The organism is Williamsia serinedens (assembly GCF_024171725.1).
GTDB classification, from domain to species: domain Bacteria; phylum Actinomycetota; class Actinomycetes; order Mycobacteriales; family Mycobacteriaceae; genus Williamsia_A; species Williamsia_A serinedens.
Map to the genome: position 1 here is coordinate 513509 of NZ_JAMTCG010000004.1, position 17742 is coordinate 531250.

Annotated in this window: 15 protein-coding genes; 4 read left to right on the forward strand and 11 right to left on the reverse strand. The window is 68.4% G+C overall.

Annotation, left to right across the window (positions count from 1 at the left end; all coding sequences use genetic code 11):
* Positions 1-90 precede the first annotated feature (90 nt).
* Positions 91-939, forward strand: coding sequence for a mycofactocin oligosaccharide methyltransferase MftM (mftM, locus tag LX12_RS13215; RefSeq protein WP_253655003.1), 849 nt, complete (start codon positions 91-93; stop codon positions 937-939).
* 8 nt (positions 940-947) lie between these two features.
* Here the strand turns inward: mftM and LX12_RS13220 are convergent, their stop codons facing one another.
* The 11 genes from LX12_RS13220 to rpsL form a co-directional block, all read right to left on the reverse strand.
* Positions 948-1580 carry a MadR family response regulator transcription factor gene (locus tag LX12_RS13220; protein WP_253655004.1) on the reverse strand — a complete coding sequence of 211 codons (633 nt, stop codon included), beginning with the start codon at positions 1578-1580 and terminating at the stop codon, positions 948-950.
* Entirely contained in the window at positions 1577-2935 is a 1359-nt protein-coding gene (locus LX12_RS13225; RefSeq protein ID WP_308214006.1) for a MadS family sensor histidine kinase, read from the reverse strand. Before LX12_RS13225 ends, LX12_RS13220 begins: the two co-directional genes overlap by 4 nt.
* Positions 2922-4139 carry an iron-containing alcohol dehydrogenase gene (locus LX12_RS13230; protein WP_253655005.1) on the reverse strand — a complete coding sequence of 406 codons (1218 nt, stop codon included), beginning with the start codon at positions 4137-4139 and terminating at the stop codon, positions 2922-2924. Before LX12_RS13230 ends, LX12_RS13225 begins: the two co-directional genes overlap by 14 nt.
* An 88-nt stretch (positions 4140-4227) precedes the next feature.
* The gene (gene nicT, locus LX12_RS13235) at positions 4228-5334 is read right to left on the reverse strand and encodes a Nickel transporter NicT (protein WP_253655006.1); all 1107 of its coding nucleotides are present in this window, start codon (positions 5332-5334) and stop codon (positions 4228-4230) included.
* On the reverse strand, positions 5331-6860 hold the full coding sequence (locus tag LX12_RS13240) for a VWA domain-containing protein (protein ID WP_253655007.1): 1530 nt from the start codon (positions 6858-6860) through the stop codon (positions 5331-5333). Before LX12_RS13240 ends, nicT begins: the two co-directional genes overlap by 4 nt.
* 3 nt (positions 6861-6863) lie before the next feature.
* Entirely contained in the window at positions 6864-8132 is a 1269-nt protein-coding gene (locus LX12_RS13245; protein WP_372505007.1) for an AAA family ATPase, read from the reverse strand.
* Positions 8133-8216: 84 nt separating this feature from the next.
* Positions 8217-9509 carry an NDMA-dependent methanol dehydrogenase gene (gene mdo / locus LX12_RS13250; RefSeq protein ID WP_253655008.1) on the reverse strand — a complete coding sequence of 431 codons (1293 nt, stop codon included), beginning with the start codon at positions 9507-9509 and terminating at the stop codon, positions 8217-8219.
* A gap of 264 nt (positions 9510-9773) precedes the next feature.
* Complete coding sequence (gene tuf, locus LX12_RS13255; RefSeq protein ID WP_253655009.1) at positions 9774-10964, reverse strand: elongation factor Tu; 1191 nt, start codon at positions 10962-10964, stop codon at positions 9774-9776.
* 112 nt (positions 10965-11076) lie between these two features.
* Complete coding sequence (gene fusA, locus LX12_RS13260) at positions 11077-13182, reverse strand: elongation factor G (RefSeq protein ID WP_253655010.1); 2106 nt, start codon at positions 13180-13182, stop codon at positions 11077-11079.
* An 84-nt stretch (positions 13183-13266) separates the two neighbouring features.
* Entirely contained in the window at positions 13267-13737 is a 471-nt protein-coding gene (gene rpsG, locus LX12_RS13265; protein ID WP_253655011.1) for a 30S ribosomal protein S7, read from the reverse strand.
* On the reverse strand, positions 13737-14111 hold the full coding sequence (gene rpsL / locus LX12_RS13270) for a 30S ribosomal protein S12 (RefSeq protein WP_253655012.1): 375 nt from the start codon (positions 14109-14111) through the stop codon (positions 13737-13739). Before rpsL ends, rpsG begins: the two co-directional genes overlap by 1 nt.
* A gap of 437 nt (positions 14112-14548) precedes the next feature.
* Between rpsL and LX12_RS13275 the strand changes: the two genes are divergently transcribed.
* The 3 genes from LX12_RS13275 to LX12_RS13285 are packed head-to-tail and all read left to right on the forward strand — an operon-like array spanning position 14549 to position 17728.
* Entirely contained in the window at positions 14549-15520 is a 972-nt protein-coding gene (locus LX12_RS13275) for a DMT family transporter (protein WP_253655013.1), read from the forward strand.
* Between the two features lie 31 nt (positions 15521-15551).
* Positions 15552-16598, forward strand: coding sequence for an alpha/beta fold hydrolase (locus LX12_RS13280; protein WP_253655014.1), 1047 nt, complete (start codon positions 15552-15554; stop codon positions 16596-16598).
* A 35-nt stretch (positions 16599-16633) separates the two neighbouring features.
* Positions 16634-17728, forward strand: a complete 1095-nt coding sequence (locus LX12_RS13285; RefSeq protein ID WP_253655015.1) for a glycosyltransferase — start codon at positions 16634-16636, stop codon at positions 17726-17728.
* Positions 17729-17742 lie beyond the last annotated feature (14 nt).

Genomic DNA, 17742 nt, shown 5'->3' on the forward strand with positions numbered 1-17742 from the left:
TCTGACGAACTCCCCATCGCGCTCGCGGGAGCGTTCCTACCGTGGCCCGAGATCTCCCGACCGTCCGGCCCCGCGCGAGAGAAGAGCACCATGGCCACCCACGCACCGCGCAGCACCGTCGAGCTCGACTGTCTCGCACCCGCGTCTCCGGGTGTCTGGCAGCGAGGGCGCACGATCGTCCGCCGCGACACCTCCCTGCCGACGCGGTCGGTCACCGCCTACAGCGAGGATCGACGGATCGTGGTGCGCCACAACCTCGCCGCCCGGCATCTCGCCGACAGCCTGGTCGACAGCGTGACATCGGTGGTGACGGCAGCCGGCGGGGGTCGCGCCGAGTTCGAGACGGCCATGGTGGGTCTCGTCCGCACCACCGTCGACGATCCTCACGAGGCCTGGGCCACCTTCTACCGCAACTCGCTCGCCGAACTGCTGGACGGCACCGCCGCGTTCGCGCCCGTTCACCGCCGCGCCGCGGATCTGACCACCGGGTCGGTCCTCGACCTCGGTTCCTGCTTCGGCTTCTTCCCGCTCCAGCTCGCGCTCGCCGATCCCGACCGTTCCGTCATCGCCACCGACGTCCACCGGGCCACGATGGAACTCCTCGCCCGGACCTCGCGGCGCATCGGGGTCCCGGTCGTCACCCGCGCCTGCGACGCGGCCGACCTGCCCTTCCCCGACGGCATGGTCGACACGGTCACCGCACTCCACCTCCTCGAGCACGTCGACCACGGCACAGGCATGCGTGTTCTGCGCGAGGCGTGCCGCGTCGCCCGGCGACGCGTCGTCGTCGCGGTGCCGTACGAGGCCGCGCCGGAACTCTGCCACGGGCACGTGCGGTCCTTCGACCGCGCATCGCTGCACTGCATCGGGTCGGAACTGGGCGTGGATTACATCGTGTTCGACCATCACGGCGGGTGGCTGGTGATCGACGTGGGATGACCCACCGCTCAGATGAGACCGGACTTGCTCGCCTCGTAGACCGCCTCGGCACGACGTCGCACACCCAGTTTCCGCATGATGTTGCTGATGTGGAACTTGGCGGTGGTGGGTGAGATGTACAGGGATGCCCCGATCTGGGCGTTGGACTGTCCGGCCGCCAGCAGTCGGAGCACCTCGAGCTCGCGCTCACTGAGTCGGGTGTCCGCGATAGTTCCACCGGCCACCGATCGCACCATCGCCGCGGCGCTGCGTGAGTCGAAGGCCGACTCGCCCCGCGACACCGCCCGGATCGCACGCACCAACTCGGTGGTGTCGACGTCCTTGACGACATAGCCCCGCGCCCCGGCGTGCACCGCCTCCACCACGAGCCTCTCGTCCAGAGATGTCGTGAGGACCAGGAGACCCATGGACGGGTGCGATCGAGACAGCTCCGCGCAGAGTGCGAGTCCCTCGAAATCCGCTCCAGCAGAGAGTTTCAGGTCGATGAGCACCACGTCGGGCGTGTGATGGCCGGCCATGACCGCGGCCTCTTCCTTCGTGGCCGCCTCACCCACCACCGTCAGATCGGGTTCACGTTCCAGGACCGACCGCAGACCCTCGCGCAGAATGGCGTGGTCGTCCACGAGGGCGATCGTCGTCACGACTCGTCCCCCACCGCTTCGGGGACGAGAGGACCGGCGCCGATCGGGATGGTCGCGACCACCCGCACGCCGCCCAGCCGCGATCGACGGACGCGGAACTCGCCACCGACGTCGGCCACGCGTCCGGCCATGTTCGCCAGACCCCGATGCAGTCCGCCGATGTCGCGCCGACTCGACACCGCGAGCATCGAGCGGAGCGCGCCGGGTTCGCCGGAGCCGTCGTCGTCGACGGCGAGCCGGACGCGGTCGTGTTCGTATCCGAGTTGGACGCGGGCATGTGTCGCATCGGCGTGCACCGCCGTGTTGAACAGTGCCTCTCCGGCCACGCGGAGCAACGCGTGGTCCAGGTCGCCCGGCAGTTCCACGGGTGTACCCGTCACCTCCACCGTGACCTCCAGATCGCCGGGCATGTGCACGACGCCGAGCCGCGCCAGCATGTCGGGCAGGGCCGACTTCTTGTCGTCGGCGGCGTGTTCCAACGCGTAGATGGCAGAACGCAACTGGTCGACGGCTCGGCGGGTGAGGTCCTTGGCGACGTCCAACCGATCTCGCCGTTCGTCGTCGGGGATGTCACTGCGGCACACCTCGATCTGCATCCCGGCCGACAGGACGGCCTGGGTCACGCTGTCGTGCAGTTCCCGGGCCATCCGATGACGCTCCTCGTCGAGCACCCGGTTGCGCTGCGCTGCACCGAGTTCGCGCTGCGTCGCGACGAGTTCGGCGTTCCGACACTCGAGGTCGACCGCGGTACGACGAACATGCTCCAGCACCGCGGAATTGTGCAGCGCGACGGCCGTCTGGGACGCCAGGATGCTGACCACGGACACATCGGTCGCGTCGAGCGGACGCTGCGTCCAGGCGGCGAGAGCGCCGACGTGTCGACCGTCGAGCGCGAGGGGCACACAGACGGATCCGGCCGTCGCGACGACCTCTGCGTCCACCTCCGAACGCCGGATGCGATCGAGGCGGTCGAGGACGTCCTCGGGCAGCGGCGGACCCTCCACGTCGCCGACGAGGAACGGGGTGCCGTCGGGCCCGAGGACCAGCCGCCGGGGTCCGGCGTCGACGAACTCACCGTCGGCGAGCGCGAAGACCGTCCACCGGGCCTCGAGGTGGACGCGCGCGGCCTCCACCACCGAACAGATCAGCCGTTCGGGTCCTTCCGACGTGCGCACGAGGGCCTCCGCGATCAGGCCCAGGGACGACACCGTTCGTTGCAGGCGCTCGGTGGCGCCGCGGTACTGCGTGTAGAAGGTCGACTTCCCGGTGCGCAGTCCGGTCAGTCGGGTCAGGTCCGCCTGGTCGGGTATCGCCGCCACCAGGTCGGAGACGTCCCGCAGCTCAGAGGGCGGCACGGAACAGCGCCTCCGCGTCCGCGAGCCCGACCGGCCGGGGGTTGGTGGCCATGCAGGCGTCTCGCAGCGCCGACGTGGCCAGCCGCGGTATGTCGGACTCCTGAACGCCCAGCTGCCCGAGCCGTCGCGGCACCCCCACCGACCGGGCCAGCTCCTCCACCGCGTCGGCGACTGCCAGGGCGGCCTCGTCCGGCGGACCCTGCGCCTCGTCGAGCCCGAGCCCGTCGGCGATCGTCACGAACGGCGTCGGGTCTGTCGCGGCGTTGAACCTGATCACGTGCGGCAGCAGGACGCCGTTGATGACACCGTGCGGGAGGTCCAGGAGCCCGCCGACCTGGTGGCTCAGCGCATGTGCGGCCCCGAGGATGGCGTTGGTGAACGCCAGACCCGCATCGAGGCTGGCCTGTGCCATCACCGATCGCGTCCTGACCCCCCACGGGTCGGAGATGCTCGCGTCGAGCGTCCCCACCACGGTGTTGACCGCCCGGAGGGCGTGGTGGTCGGTGAGTGGGTTGTGGGCGCGCGACACGAACGCCTCGACGCCGTGCGTGAGTGCATCCAGTCCCGTTGCCGCACTCAACCACTCGGGCATCGTCGTGAGCAGACGCGGGTCGATCACCGTGATGTCGGGTACGAGCGCGCGACCCAGGATGGTGATCTTGGTGCCGCGCGTGGTGTCGGTGACGATGCAGAACTGGGAGACGTCGGCACCGGTCCCCGCGGTGGTCGGCAGCATCACGAGAGGCGGGATGGGCCCGGTCACCCGGTCCACACCCTCGAAGTCGAGGATGTGCCCGCCGTGTCCGGCGAGGATGGCGATCCCCTTCGCCGCATCCATCACCGATCCCCCGCCGAGCGCCACCAGGACGTCGCACCCGGCCTGTTCGTAGACGCGGTGGCCGTCGGTGATCTCGTGGTCCTTCGGGTTCGCGGTGAGCCCACTCCACACCGTCGGCTCGAGACCACAGCCACGCAGATGTGCCTGCACCTCGCGCACCCATCCGGCCTCGACGAGCCCCGGATCGGTCACCAACAGGGGCCGGGACCCGCCCAGTCGACGAGCCGCGTGTGCCGCCTCGACCGTCGAGTCGACGCCGAACACGATCTCGGGGGCGTGGAACTTGACCACGCGACCCTCCTCGGCGAAGGGGCCGGCCACACGGGTGACCGACTGCGCATGTGCCGGCGCCAGTCGAGAACGCATGTGATCCAGCTTACAGCCGAACTCCGCTGGCGGACCTGCCCGTTCGGGCAGGTGGGGCCGCCCCCGGCCGCACAGGCGCACGGTCGGGTCAGCCGCCGTCACCCGGCGGGAAACGGTCGTCGACACCCGCCACCTTGTAGTAGACGACGGCCACGACCCACACCACCACGAAGGTGCCGACGACGAACTCACCGACGTGCTCGAGGTCCACCGCGCCCGCGGCATCCCAGATGCCCCCGGCGAGACCGAACTGCTCACCCATCAACGACAGCAGTTCGACGGTCCCGACCACGAACGCGAGGAACACCGAGAGGCCGGTCATGGTGATGTTGTAGTAGATCTTGCGTGCAGGCGTGACGAACGCCCAGCCGTAGGCCTTCGACATGACGATCCCGTCGATGGTGTCCATCGTCGACATCCCCGCCGCGAAGAGGATGGGCAGCGCGATGATCGCGAGCGGCGGCAGTCCTCCCGCGATGGCCGACGTGCCGGCGATCGCCAAGAGACCGACCTGCGTCGCCGTGTCGAACCCCAGTCCGAACAGCAGACCCAGCGGATACATCTGCCACGAGTGGTTGATGAGATTCGCGTACCGACCGCGGAAGAGGCGGTTCATCAGTCCCCGCTTGGCGAGGAGCTCGTCCAGTGTCTCGTCGGAGAAGCGGCCGGCGGCGGCGCCGCGCCACACCTTGACGATCCCGACCAGGACGACGACGTTCAAGCCGGCGATGAGGTACAGGAACGTCCCGGAGACCAGGGTGCCCACGATCCCGCCGGGCCCCGCGAAGGCCTCCTGGAATGCCGTGGCCTTCGCGGCGACGACAGCGATGGCGGTGACGAACACCAGGACCACGGTCGAGTGACCCAGCGAGAAGAAGAGACCGACCGCCAGCGGCCGCCGGCCCTTCTGCAGGAGATAGCGGGTCGTGTCGTCGATCGCCGCGATGTGGTCGGCGTCGAACGCATGACGCATTCCGAGGGTGTAGGCGAGCAGACCGGCGCCGGCGTAGACGAGGCTCCCGTCCGAACCGGTCAGCCCGTGGATCCTGGGGATGGCGTTGTAGTGGGTGAACAGCCCCCACCCGATGACGTGCAGGGCCACGATGAAGCCGACGATCGCCGCCAGCCGCGGCAGCTCGTCCCGGGTGAAGCGGCTCTGTCGGGCTGGGGTCTCGACGTGGGTGAGGGTGGTCATCGTCCTACCTGTTCGGTTGCCAGTGCGTCGGCGGTGCTGGAGAGTCCGGTGAGATCGCGTACGACGCGCACTCGCTGACAGTGCTCGGCGTAGAGCGGCAGATCGCAGGAACCGAGTCCCCACGAGTACCGGGGTTCCGGTGTGAGCCAGATGGTCTCGCGGGCCCGTCGCGAGATCTCGGCGAACGCCTCGACGTTCGGGTTCAGGCCGTTGCTGCGGCCGTCGGCCAACACGAGCACCGTCGTCCGCCGGCTCACCGCGTTGCCGTGCTCGTCGAGGAACTGTCCGAACGCGGCGCCGTGGTCGGAGTTGGCGTCGACGTCGATCACGTCGCCGCCGAAGACCAGGCCCAGTGCCTTCTCCACGGAGTGGTCGCTGAACAGGTCGGTCACCTCGGCGAGCTCGGAGACGAAGACGAAGGTCCGCACCTGACTCACCAGGTCCTGCAGGCCGTGCACGAGATGCAGCGTGAACCGGGCGGTGGCGCGGACCGACAGGCTGACGTCGGCCAGCAGCACCAACCGGGGCTTGTCCTCGCTGCGTGCGACGGTGACCGGGTGGAACGGGACCCCGTCGTAGCGCATGTTGTGCCGCATCGTCCGAGACGAGTCGACCCGTCCCCGCGCGCCGGCTCGGCGGCGGTGTGTGAGCGCACCGTGCAGACTCGCGGTCAGGCGCCGCAGTACCTCCTCGAGCTCCGCGCGTTCCTGCTCTCCGACATGGTCCACGGTGGCGACGGCGTCGTCCCCGTGTCCCTCCACCACCCGACTGTCCAGTGCCAGCAGCGATTCCAGGTGTCGTTTCAGCGCGGCAGGCAGGTTCTCCAACACACCGGCCAATCGCCTGCGCAGGTCCGCCGCTGCGTCGAGACCGTCGGTCTGGGCATCGTCGGGCACGTCGTCGAGCCACCCGAAGAGGGCGTCCTGCTGGGCGACGGACAGATCGGCGTCGACGCGTGTGCCGCTGGAGGTGGAGATGTCACCCGGGGCGGACGCGCCCCGCAGGTGGTCGGTCTCGATCTGTACCCGGTTCCCCTCACCCAGGACCGACACGGCGTCCTGCGAGAAGACGATCTCGTCGGTCATCGAGGCGAGGTCGATCTTGTTGGCCTCCTGGTGCAGGTTGTACTGCGTCGCGAGGTCGTCGGGGTCGAAGTACTCCCGGATGTCCGACGGTGCCCCGTGTTCGTGCCCCTGCTGTGGGAGCTGACCCGGCTCGTCCGAGAGCGTGAACTGCTCGAGGACCCCGTCGTCGGACAGGTCGTCGTGACTGTGGGTGTGGCCGTGGTCGTCGGTGGACGGCTGGACACGGACGAGCGCGAAGAAGAGATCGAAGACGGCGTCGTAGAAGGCGTCACCGTCGACGTCTTTCACGAGCGCGGTCCGCAGCGCCTCCTTGAGGAGCGACCGGTTCGCGAGCACCCCCGGCACGGCTGCGGCGTTCATCGCGTCGACGGTCTCGGGGGTGGAGATCCGCAGACCACGCAGGCGCAGCAGACGGACGAACCGGTGCAGGCTCTGCTCCACCGATCAGTCCCCGGCCGAGGACGTCGACTTCTTCGGCCCGAACCCGCGCGCGAAGGAGGACTTCCGGGGCGACGCCACCGCCGGTGAGGATCTCGCCCCGGCGCTGCCCCCGTAATAGTTGTCGCCGTCTCTGCCGGGGGTGTCCTTGGCGGCGCGGATCGCCTGGCCTGACGGGCCGGCGTCGTCGTGGTGGTCGTGGTCGTGGTGGTGCCCTGGCCCGTGTGTGTGGTCCCCGTGCGTGTGGCTTCCGTGTCCGTGATGGTGCCCGTGGGTGTGCTCGTCGATCACCGCGTTCGGATCGACGAGCCCCGGGATGACGGACGTGGCCTTGGTGACGTCCTTGTCGTACTTCACCACCACCGAGACGGTGTCGTTGAGCAGCTTCGGGGTCAGCTCGGTGGCGCCGAGCACCGCCAGCGTCCGCGCCCAGTCGACGGTCTCGGAGATGCTCGGCGACTTGCGCAGGTCGAGGTCGCGCAGACCGCGGACGACGTCGACGAGTTGCGCGGCGAGGGTCTCCGCGAGCCCGGTTTGCTTGGAGACCACGATCTCGAGTTCGCGGTCGGCCGTCGGATACCCCAGGAAGTTGTGCAGACAGCGACGTTTGAGCGCCGCCGACAGGTCGCGCGTGTTGTTCGACGTCAGCACGACGTACGGCCGGACCGTCGCCGAGAACGTACCGATCTCCGGCACCGACACCTGGTTCTCGCCGAGCAGTTCCAGGAGCACCGCCTCGAGGGCCTCGTCGGCGCGGTCGACCTCGTCGACGAGCAACACGACCGGTTCGGGCGAACGGATCGCCTCCAGCAGTGGCCGAGGGGCGAGGAAGCGTTCGGAGAAGAACACGCTCTCCTGTGCCGAGATCCGGTCCACCGCCTCACCCAGGGACTCCGCGTCCGCGACGAGCTGGCCGATCTTCTCCTTGAGCACCTGCGTGTAGAGCAGTTGCTTGCCGTAGTCCCACTCGTAGAGGGCCTTCGTCTCGTCCTGGCCCTCGTAGCACTGCAGGCGGAGCAGCCGGCGCCCCGTGACCTGCGCCAGCGCCTTCGCCAGTTCGGTCTTGCCCACCCCGGCCGGTCCCTCGAGCAGCACCGGCTTGTCCAGCCGGGTCTGCAGGAAGACCGTGGTCGCGAGACGCTCGTCGATGATGTAGCCCGTCTCGCCGAACCGGGCGATGACGTCCTGCACGGAGTCGAAGTCGTGTTCGGATCCGAGATCGGCTGCGGGAGCTGTCTTCTCGTCGTCGACGCGGACGATGCTGTCAGGCGTCACTGGAACGGCCTTCCTGGGTGGGGTGTGCGAGGGGATGGAGCCGGCGTCCCGCCCGTCGGGCGGGACGCCGGGATCATGAGGTGGTCAGCCGATCAGGTCGTCGAGGTCGCCGGTCATCGCGTGCTCCACCACCGGGTAGACGGTCTCGAACGTGCACTCCTTGAGATTGCCGGGCGTGCAGGCGTCGCCGAGAACGTGATTCGTGATGCGCGCGACGTCCTTGTCGTCGCCGGTGATCGTCTTCGCGTTCTCGTAGTACTTCGTCGGACCCGTGCCGAGCCGGTTCTTGCTGTAGCTGTCGGCGTGCACGTCGACGAACCGCTCGGGGATGCCCACGTCGCGCAGCAGCTGGATCGCCGCCTCCAGCGCGGCATGCGACGCGCGCTGGTCGGACATGCCGTGGGTGTCGATGCCCATGGCGACGGCGATGTCGGCGAACTTGCGATAGTCGGCGGTCATGTTGAAGGCCCACACGCGCGGGAGGGCGATCGCGTTGTTCAGGCCGTGGTGGGTGTCGTAGAACGCACTGACCGCGTGGCTGATGGAGTGGATGATGCCCAGCCCACCGGAGTTGAACGCCTGCGCGGCGATGTACTGGGCGTACATCATTCCCTCGCGCCCGGCCAGGTCCTCACCGTTCCAGGTGGCCGCACGCAGGTTGTCGGCCGTCATCTTGATGGCGTGCAACGCGTTTCCCTTGGACGGCTCGAAGTCCAGTCGCGAGACGTAGGGCTCGCTCGCGTGGGCCAGCACGTCGAACCCGCACTGCGCGGTGTAGTCGGTGGGACAGGTGTAGTAGAGCACCGGATCGTCGATCGCCAGCGTGGTCACGCTCGCGTCGTCGAAGGCGACGTACTTGTGCGGGTTGTCGGGGTCTGTCGTGGTGTCGGTGATGACGTAGGCCCACGACGTCTCCGAACCCGTTCCAGCGGTGGTGGACACGGCGATGTGGGGCGGGTTCTTCGGGTTCTCGCTCTTGTTGAAGCCCTCGAACTCGTTGACGTTGCGTCCGTCGTGCGCGACGGCGATCCGCGCACCCTTGCACGCGTCGTGGCTCGACCCGCCCCCGATGGACACGAAGCTGTCGCACTTCGCCTCGGTGTACATGGCCACCGCGTCCATGACGTTGTAGTCCTTGGGGTTCGACTCGACCTTGTCGTAGACCACCACCTCGAGACCGTGGTACCGCATGGACTCGACGATCTTGTGGACGGTGTCCGTCCCGCGCAGACCGGAGGTCATCACCAGGGTTTTCTTGAACCCCAGCTTCAGGGCCTCGGGGCCGATCATCTCGTGGGCACCCGGACCCATCATGGCGCGCGGGAAGGGATGGAACTCCTTGATGGGGAACGGCTTGAGGAGCTCGTCGACCTGCATGTCTTGTCCTTTGTGACGACGGGCCGCGGGGTTCCGCGGATGACCAGACGAACGCTAGGGTCCGTGACCGTCGCCACATCGGTGTCTGGTCGCCAACTGTCGGCTCCGCCGACGAAGACTGTCCGATCGGATAGCGCGTGCCTGGCCCCTCGTCTCGCCCCATCGGCTCCCAACAGCCGGACGAGCACACGAAAAACGCCCGACCCCCTGATGGGGATCGGGCGTTCTCGGTGATGTGCCCCGCGCTCTATGAGCGGGCGCGTGTCACTTGTTGATCTTGGTGACGCGGCCGGCACCGACGGTGCGGCCACCCTCGCGGATCGCGAAGCGCAGGCCCTCGTCCATGGCGACCGGCTGGATGAGCTTGACGCTCATCTCGGTGTTGTCGCCCGGCATGACCATCTCGGTGCCCTCGGGGAGGGTCACGACGCCGGTCACGTCCGTGGTGCGGAAGTAGAACTGCGGACGGTAGTTGTTGAAGAACGGGGTGTGACGACCACCCTCGTCCTTCGACAGGATGTACGCCTGGCCCTCGAACTCGGTGTGCGGGGTCGTGGTGCCCGGCTTGACGATGACCTGACCGCGCTCGACGTCCTCACGCTTGAGGCCGCGCAGCAGCAGACCGGCGTTGTCGCCCGCCTGCGCCGAGTCGAGCAGCTTGTGGAACATCTCGATACCGGTGACGGTGGTCTTGGTCGACTTCTCGCGGATGCCGACGATCTCCACGTCCTCGTTCACGTTGATCTCGCCGCGCTCCACACGACCGGTGACGACGGTGCCACGACCGGTGATGGTGAAGACGTCCTCGACGGGCATCAGGAACGGCTTGTCGGTCTCGCGGACCGGGTCCGGTACCGACTCGTCGACGGCGGCCATGAGCTCGGCGATCGACTCGGCCCACTTCTCGTCACCCTCGAGGGCCTTGAGAGCGGAGACCTTGACGACCGGCGCGTCCTCGTCGAAGTCCTGGGCGGCCAGCAGCTCGCGGACCTCCATCTCGACGAGCTCGATGATCTCCTCGTCGTCGACCATGTCGGCCTTGTTCAGCGCGACCAGGATGTAGGGCACGCCGACCTGGCGGGCGAGCAGCACGTGCTCACGGGTCTGCGGCATCGGGCCGTCGGTCGCGGCGACCACCAGGATCGCGCCGTCCATCTGGGCGGCACCGGTGATCATGTTCTTGATGTAGTCCGCGTGACCGGGGGCGTCGACGTGAGCGTAGTGACGCTTGTCGGTCTGGTACTCGACGTGCGAGATGTTGATCGTGATGCCGCGGGCCTTCTCCTCAGGCGCCTTGTCGATCTGGTCGAACGCAAAGCTCTGGTTGAGGTCCGGGTACTTGTCGTGCAGAACCTTGGTGATCGCCGCGGTCAGCGTGGTCTTGCCGTGGTCGACGTGACCGATGGTGCCGATGTTCACGTGCGGCTTGGTCCGCTCGAACTTCGCCTTGCCCACTTGTGTGTCCTCCTGGACTGTTGCTCTCACCGGGGGGATCCCGGTGAGGGACTGGAATTTTCTCTCTTACGTTGTCGCCGTGGTGCGAGGGATCGCGCCCCGGCAGCGGTGATTACTCGCCCGTTGCCTTGGCGATGATCTCCTTCGACACGTTCGCCGGAACCTCGGCGTACGAGTCGAACACCATGGAGTAGTTCGCTCGGCCCTGGGTCTTCGACCGGAGGTCTCCGATGTAGCCGAACATCTCCGACAGCGGGACCAGTGCCTTCACGACACGGGCACCGCTGCGCTCCTCCATGGCCTGGATCTGGCCACGGCGGGAGTTGAGGTCGCCGATCACGTCGCCCATGTAGTCCTCGGGCGTGATGACCTCGACGGCCATGAGGGGCTCGAGGATGACGGGGCCCGCCATCTTCGCGGCCTCCTTCAGCGCCTGCGAACCGGCGATCTTGAACGCCATCTCCGACGAGTCGACGTCGTGGTACGCACCGTCGAGCAGCGTCAGCTTGAGGTTCACCAGCGGATAGCCGGCGAGCACGCCGTACTGCATGGCGTCCTGCGCACCGGCGTCGACCGACGGGATGTACTCGCGCGGGACGCGACCACCGGTGACCTCGTTGGCGAACTCGTAGGTGGCGCCGTCCTCGGCGTCGGTGAGCGGCTCGAGCTTGACGATGACCTTCGCGAACTGGCCGGAGCCACCCGTCTGCTTCTTGTGGGTGAACTCGTGCTTCTCGACGGTCTTGCGGATCGTCTCGCGGTAGGCCACCTGCGGCTTGCCGACGTTGGCCTCGACCTTGAACTCGCGCTTCATGCGGTCCACGAGGATGTCGAGGTGGAGCTCGCCCATGCCGCCGATGACGGTCTGGCCGGTGTCCTCGTCGAGCTTGACCGAGAAGGTCGGGTCCTCTTCGGCGAGCTTCTGGATCGCGGTGCCCAGCTTCTCCTGGTCCGACTTGGTCTTCGGCTCGATGGAGACCTGGATGACCGGGTCCGGGAACGTCATCGACTCCAGGATCACCTGATCCTGCGGATCGCACAGGGTGTCACCGGTGGTGGTGTCCTTCAGTCCGATCACGGCGTAGATGTGTCCGGCGGACGCGGTCGGGACCGCGTTCTCCTTGTTCGAGTGCATCTGGAAGAGCTTGCCCAGACGCTCCTTCTTGCCCTTGGTCGAGTTGATGACCTGGGCACCGGAGTCGACCTTGCCCGAGTAGACGCGGACGTAGGTCAGCTTGCCGAAGAAGGGGTGCGAGGCGATCTTGAACGCCAGCGCCGCGAACGGCTCGTCGGCCGACGGACGACGGGTGAGGATCTTCTCCTCGTCGCCGACCGCGTGGCCCTGCACCGACTCGACGTCCAGCGGGGACGGCAGGTAGTCGATGACGGCGTCGAGCATGGGCTGCACGCCCTTGTTCTTGAACGCCGAGCCACAGAGCACCGGGTAGATCTCGGAGGCGACCGTCATCTTGCGGATGGCGCCCTTGATCTCCTCGATCGTGAGCTCCTCGCCACCGAAGAACTTCTCGAGCAGCTCCTCGTCGGACTCGGCGACGGTCTCGAGCAGCTCTTGGCGGTACTGCTCGGCGCGCTCGGCCAGATCCGCCGGGATCTCCTGCACGTCGTACTTCTCGCCCAGCTTGGTCTCACCGGACCAGACCTTGGCCTTCATCTCGACCAGGTCGACGATGCCCTCGAAGTCGTTCTCGGCACCGATCGGCAGCTGGATCACCAGCGGCTTGGCGCCGAGGCGGTCCTTGATGGTCTGCACGGTGAAGTAGAAGTCCGCACCGAGCTTGTCCATCTTGTTGACGAAGCAGATACGCGGCACGTCGTACTTGTCGGCCTGACGCCACACCTGCTCGGACTGGGGCTCGACGCCCTCCTTGCCGTCGAACACCGCGACCGCGCCGTCGAGGACGCGCAGCGACCGCTCCACCTCGACGGTGAAGTCGACGTGGCCCGGGGTGTCGATGATGTTGATCTGGTTGTCGTTCCAGAAGCACGTGGTGGCGGCGGAGGTGATCGTGATGCCACGCTCCTGCTCCTGCTCCATCCAGTCCATCGTGGCCGCGCCGTCGTGGACCTCACCGATCTTGTAGGAGATGCCGGTGTAGAAGAGGATGCGCTCGGTCGTCGTGGTCTTGCCGGCATCGATGTGGGCCATGATGCCGATGTTGCGGACCTTGTTCAGGTCGGTCAGCACGTCCTGTGCCACGTCTTTTCCTCGCTCTTTCGCGTTGAGGGTGTGTGGTGTGTGGTCCGCGGGCGGACTACGTCGTCCGTCCGCGGACCGACGTCGTCACCAGCGGTAGTGCGCGAACGCCCGGTTGGCCTCGGCCATCTTGTGGGTGTCCTCCCGACGCTTCACGGCGGCGCCCAGGCCGTTGCTCGCGTCGAGCAGTTCGTTGGCCAGGCGCTCGACCATCGTCTTCTCACGACGCTGGCGGCTGAAGGTCACGAGCCAGCGCAGCGCCAGGGTGTTGGCGCGGTTCGGCTTGACCTCGACGGGCACCTGGTAGGTGGCGCCGCCGACGCGGCGGCTCTTGACCTCGAGCGCGGGGCGCACGTTGTCGAGCGCGCGCTTGAGGGTGATGACCGGGTCGGTGCCGGTCTTGTCCCGGGCCTGCTCGAGGGCCTGGTAGACGATGCGCTCGGCGGTCGACTTCTTGCCGTCGAGCAGGATCTTGTTGACCAGCTGGGTCACCAGCGGCGACCCGTAGACCGGGTCGTTGATCAGCGGACGCTTCGGAGCGGGTCCCTTACGTGGCATCAGCCCTTCTCCTTCTTCGCGCCGTACCGGCTACGCGCCTGCTTGCGGTTCTTGACGCCCTGGGTGTCGAGCGAGCCACGGATGACCTTGTAGCGGACACCGGGGAGGTCCTTCACACGACCGCCGCGCACGAGCACCATCGAGTGCTCCTGGAGGTTGTGGCCCTCACCCGGGATGTACGCGGTGACCTCGACCGAGCTGGTCAGACGCACGCGCGCGACCTTGCGCAGCGCGGAGTTCGGCTTCTTCGGCGTCGTCGTGTAGACGCGGGTGCAGACCCCGCGGCGCTGCGGGCTGCCCTTCAGGGCTGCCGTCTTCTGCTTGGCAGCCTTGTCGTGACGGCCCTTGCGGACCAGCTGGTTGATGGTTGGCACTGAAAATTCATCCTCTGTGTCGGCGATGTTCGTCGTTCTCTGTGGTTGGTGCTCCGGGCAGTCGCGACCGACGTCGTCGGCACGTGACTCCACAGATCGCCCCACCAGGCCCGAAAGCGCTGGTCAGTCGTTGTTTGCTCACCCCGTTGTCGGGCGTGTCATGCTTGCCCGCGACCGGATGTCACCTCAGTCCGGGGCACACTCCCGCCCTCGGAGGGTCTCCGTGGACGATTGCGGGCACGCGGACTTGCCCGGCCTGGGCCGGACACCAGCGCTCGACTCTACCGACCGCATTTCATGCGGTCAAAATCCTTGACGACGCTGCTCTCGGTGAGGTCCGACGGCAGTGGAACGTCCGGACCGTCCTGCGTGTTCCCCTGCGGACAGCGCTGTCACGTCGTACGCCCCAGACCGATGAGAGAACCCGAGGGATCCCCGTGAGCGAGACCGTCGTCGTCACCCGCCCCGACCGGTCGTCCACCCCGCGCGGTCGGCGCGACGCGACCTGGTTGGTCGCGGTCTCCGCGGCGCTGTGGGGCCTCGACGGCCTGCTCCGCAAACCGCTCGCCACCGACCTTGCCGCCGGCACCGTCGTGCTGTGGGAGCACATCATCCCGATCGTGGTGCTGGCGCCGTTCCTCCCCGCGGCGGTCCGCGCGTTCCTCCGCCTCGGCCTGCGCGACAAGGCCGCGGTCGTCGTCATCGGAGTCGGTGCCTCGGCCGTCGCGACGGCGTTGTTCACCCGGGCGTTCGCGATCGCCGGGGAGCGCGGCGACTTCATCACCCCGCTGGTCCTGCAGAAACTGCAGCCGGTGCTGGCCATCGCGTTGGCGGTGCTCGTCCTCGGCGAACGCCTCCGGCCGCGGTTCGGGCTGTACGTGATCCCCGCGCTCGCCGGCGCGTGGTTGCTCGCCTTCGCCGACCCCACCCACCTACGGGTGTCCGAGCTCGAACCGGCACTGCTCGCGCTCGGCGCCGCCGCGCTCTGGGCAGCGGGCACGGTGCTCGGGCGGTTGGTGTCGCCGTCGGTGAGCCCGCGGGACCTCACCACCCTGCGGCTCGCGTTCGGCACCGTCGGGGCGTTCGGCGTCGTCGGGGTGACCGGCGCACCCGTGCTCCCGACATGGGGCGACGCCGTCGGCCTGGTGCTGCTCGCCCTCATCCCGGGCCTGCTCGCGCTGACGCTCTACTACCGGGCCCTGCAGTCCACCCCCGCGTCCCGGGCGACGCTGGCCGAACTGGCCTTCCCCGCGACCGCGGCCGTCGTCGGCGCGCTGCTGCTGGGCACCAGCCTCACGTGGTCGCAGTGGACCGGCCTCGCGGTCATCGCGATCACCGTGACCGCGATGGGGGTGCGGGAGGCCCGCGCGTCGGCGCGAGACCGCGCCGGATCCCTCTCCGGCGGATAGGCTCCCGGCACCGCGAACGAGAGGCGTGCCGATGCCCGCACCCACCGATGCCGAGTACTTCGACCTGGGCGACATCACGCTGCAGAGCGGGATCACGCTGCGCGGGGCCAGGTTGGCGTACAAGACGTTCGGCACCCTCGCCGACGACAGGTCGAACGTCGTCGTCTACCCCACCTGGTACTCCGGCTGGCACTCCGACAACGAGTGGCTCATCGGGCCCGGACGAGCGCTGGACCCGGCCGAGCGCTTCGTCATCATCCCGAACATGCTCGGCAACGGGCTCTCCAGTTCGCCGTCGAACACGCCGTCCCCCCACGACGGCCCGCGGTTCCCGACGATCACCTTCCACGACCAGGTCGAGGCCCAGTACCGACTGGTCACCGAGAAGTTCGGGGTCTCGTCGATCTCCCTCGTCACGGGATGGTCGATGGGGGCCGGGCAGACCTACCAGTGGGCGGTCAGCCACCCTGAGATGGTGCAGCGTGCCGCCCCGTTCTGCGGCTCCAGCATCACCGCCCCGCACAACAAGGTGTTCCTGGAATCTCTCGTCGCCGCGCTCACCGCGGACGCGGTGTTCTCCGAGGGCGACTACGCGCCGGACAGATGGCCTGTGAAGGGGCTCCGTGCCTTCGCGCGGGTCTACTCGGGCTGGGGCTACTCGCAGGCGTTCTACTGGAACGAGACCTGGAGGGAGCTGGGGTTCACCTCGCTAGACGACTTCCTGGTCGGGTTCTGGGAGAACTTCTTCCGCGACGGACGGGACCCGAACAACCTGATCGCGATGCTGCGTACCTGGCACGCCGGGAACGTGGGTGCCACCCCCGGTTTCGACGGCGACGTGACGAAGGCCCTGGCGTCGATCCGCTGTCCGCTCCTCGCGATGCCGGCCGAGAAGGACCTGTACTTCCCGCCCGAGGACGAGCGTTGGGCGAGCCAGTACATCGAGCACGGTGAGGTGCGGGTGATCCCCGGCAACTGGGGGCACTTCGCCGGTGGTGGGGCGAACCCCGTCGACACCGACTTCATCGACGCCGGGTTGCGCGAGCTGCTGGCGCGACCGGGGTACGTCCCCGACTGAGGCCCCATGCCGCTTAGTCCGGCTAACCTTTTGTCATGCGTGTGCTGTTCTCGTCCCTGGGGTCCTACGGGCACACCCTCCCGCTCGTCCCACTCGCCCGCGCGACCGCGGACGCCGGCCACGACGTCCTGTTCGCGAGCACCGAGGCGATGGAACCGACGCTCGCCGCGGCGGGTCTGACCGCCGTCGCCGCGGGCATCCCCATCCGCGACGCCTTCGCGCAGCTGGGCCTGGCCGACGTCGCCCCTCCCGACCGCGCCCGCATCCCCGGCATCGAGTCGACGATCGCGCGGGCCTTTGGCGAGATCCTCCCCGACGCGTACCGCCGAGACCTGCTCGCCGTGATCGACGGAGACCGCCCCGATCTCGTCGTCGCCGAGGCGGGGTGCATCGGCGCCATGCAGGCCGCCGAGGATGCCGGTGTCCCCTGCGTCCGGCACGGCATCGGTCGGGGGCTCACGTTCGGGTACGTCGCCGGTGGACTCCCGCACCTCGACGTGTATCCCCCGTCGATGCAGGACCCCGAGGTGCTCGACCTGCCCGGCTACCGACCACTGCGCCCGGTGTCGGCGACCGCGGGCGGGCCGCTCCCACGGATCGTCGACACCGACCCGTCGCTGCCCCTCGTCTACGTGACGCTCGGAACCGAGTTCGGCAGCGCGACAGTGCTCGACACGATCGTGCGCGCGGTCGACACCGGCGACCGACGCGTCCTCGTCGCCGCCGGCCCCACGATCGACGAGGCATCGCTGCGGGGGTACTCCGACCTCGTCGAGGTCGCCACCTGGGTACCGCAGGCCGCCGTCGTCGCCCGCGCCGCACTCGTCGTCCACCACGGGGGTGCCGGCACGACGCTCGGGACCTGCGCCGCGGGTGTCCCGCACCTCGTCGTCCCCCAGGGAGCCGACCAGTTCCGCAACGCCGAGGCGGTCGTCACCCGGGGCCTGGGCGAGCAGGTGCTGCCCGCGGACGTCACCGCCGCGACGATCTCCGGCACCGTCGACCGACTCATGGTGCCCGACGGAGCCGTTCGCTCGGCGTGTGCCGACGTCGCCGCGGAGATCGCCGCGATGCCGTCGCCCGCGGATGTCTCGCCCGATCTCCCGGGCATCGTCGCCGCGGTGGGCTGAAGCGATATTCGCTG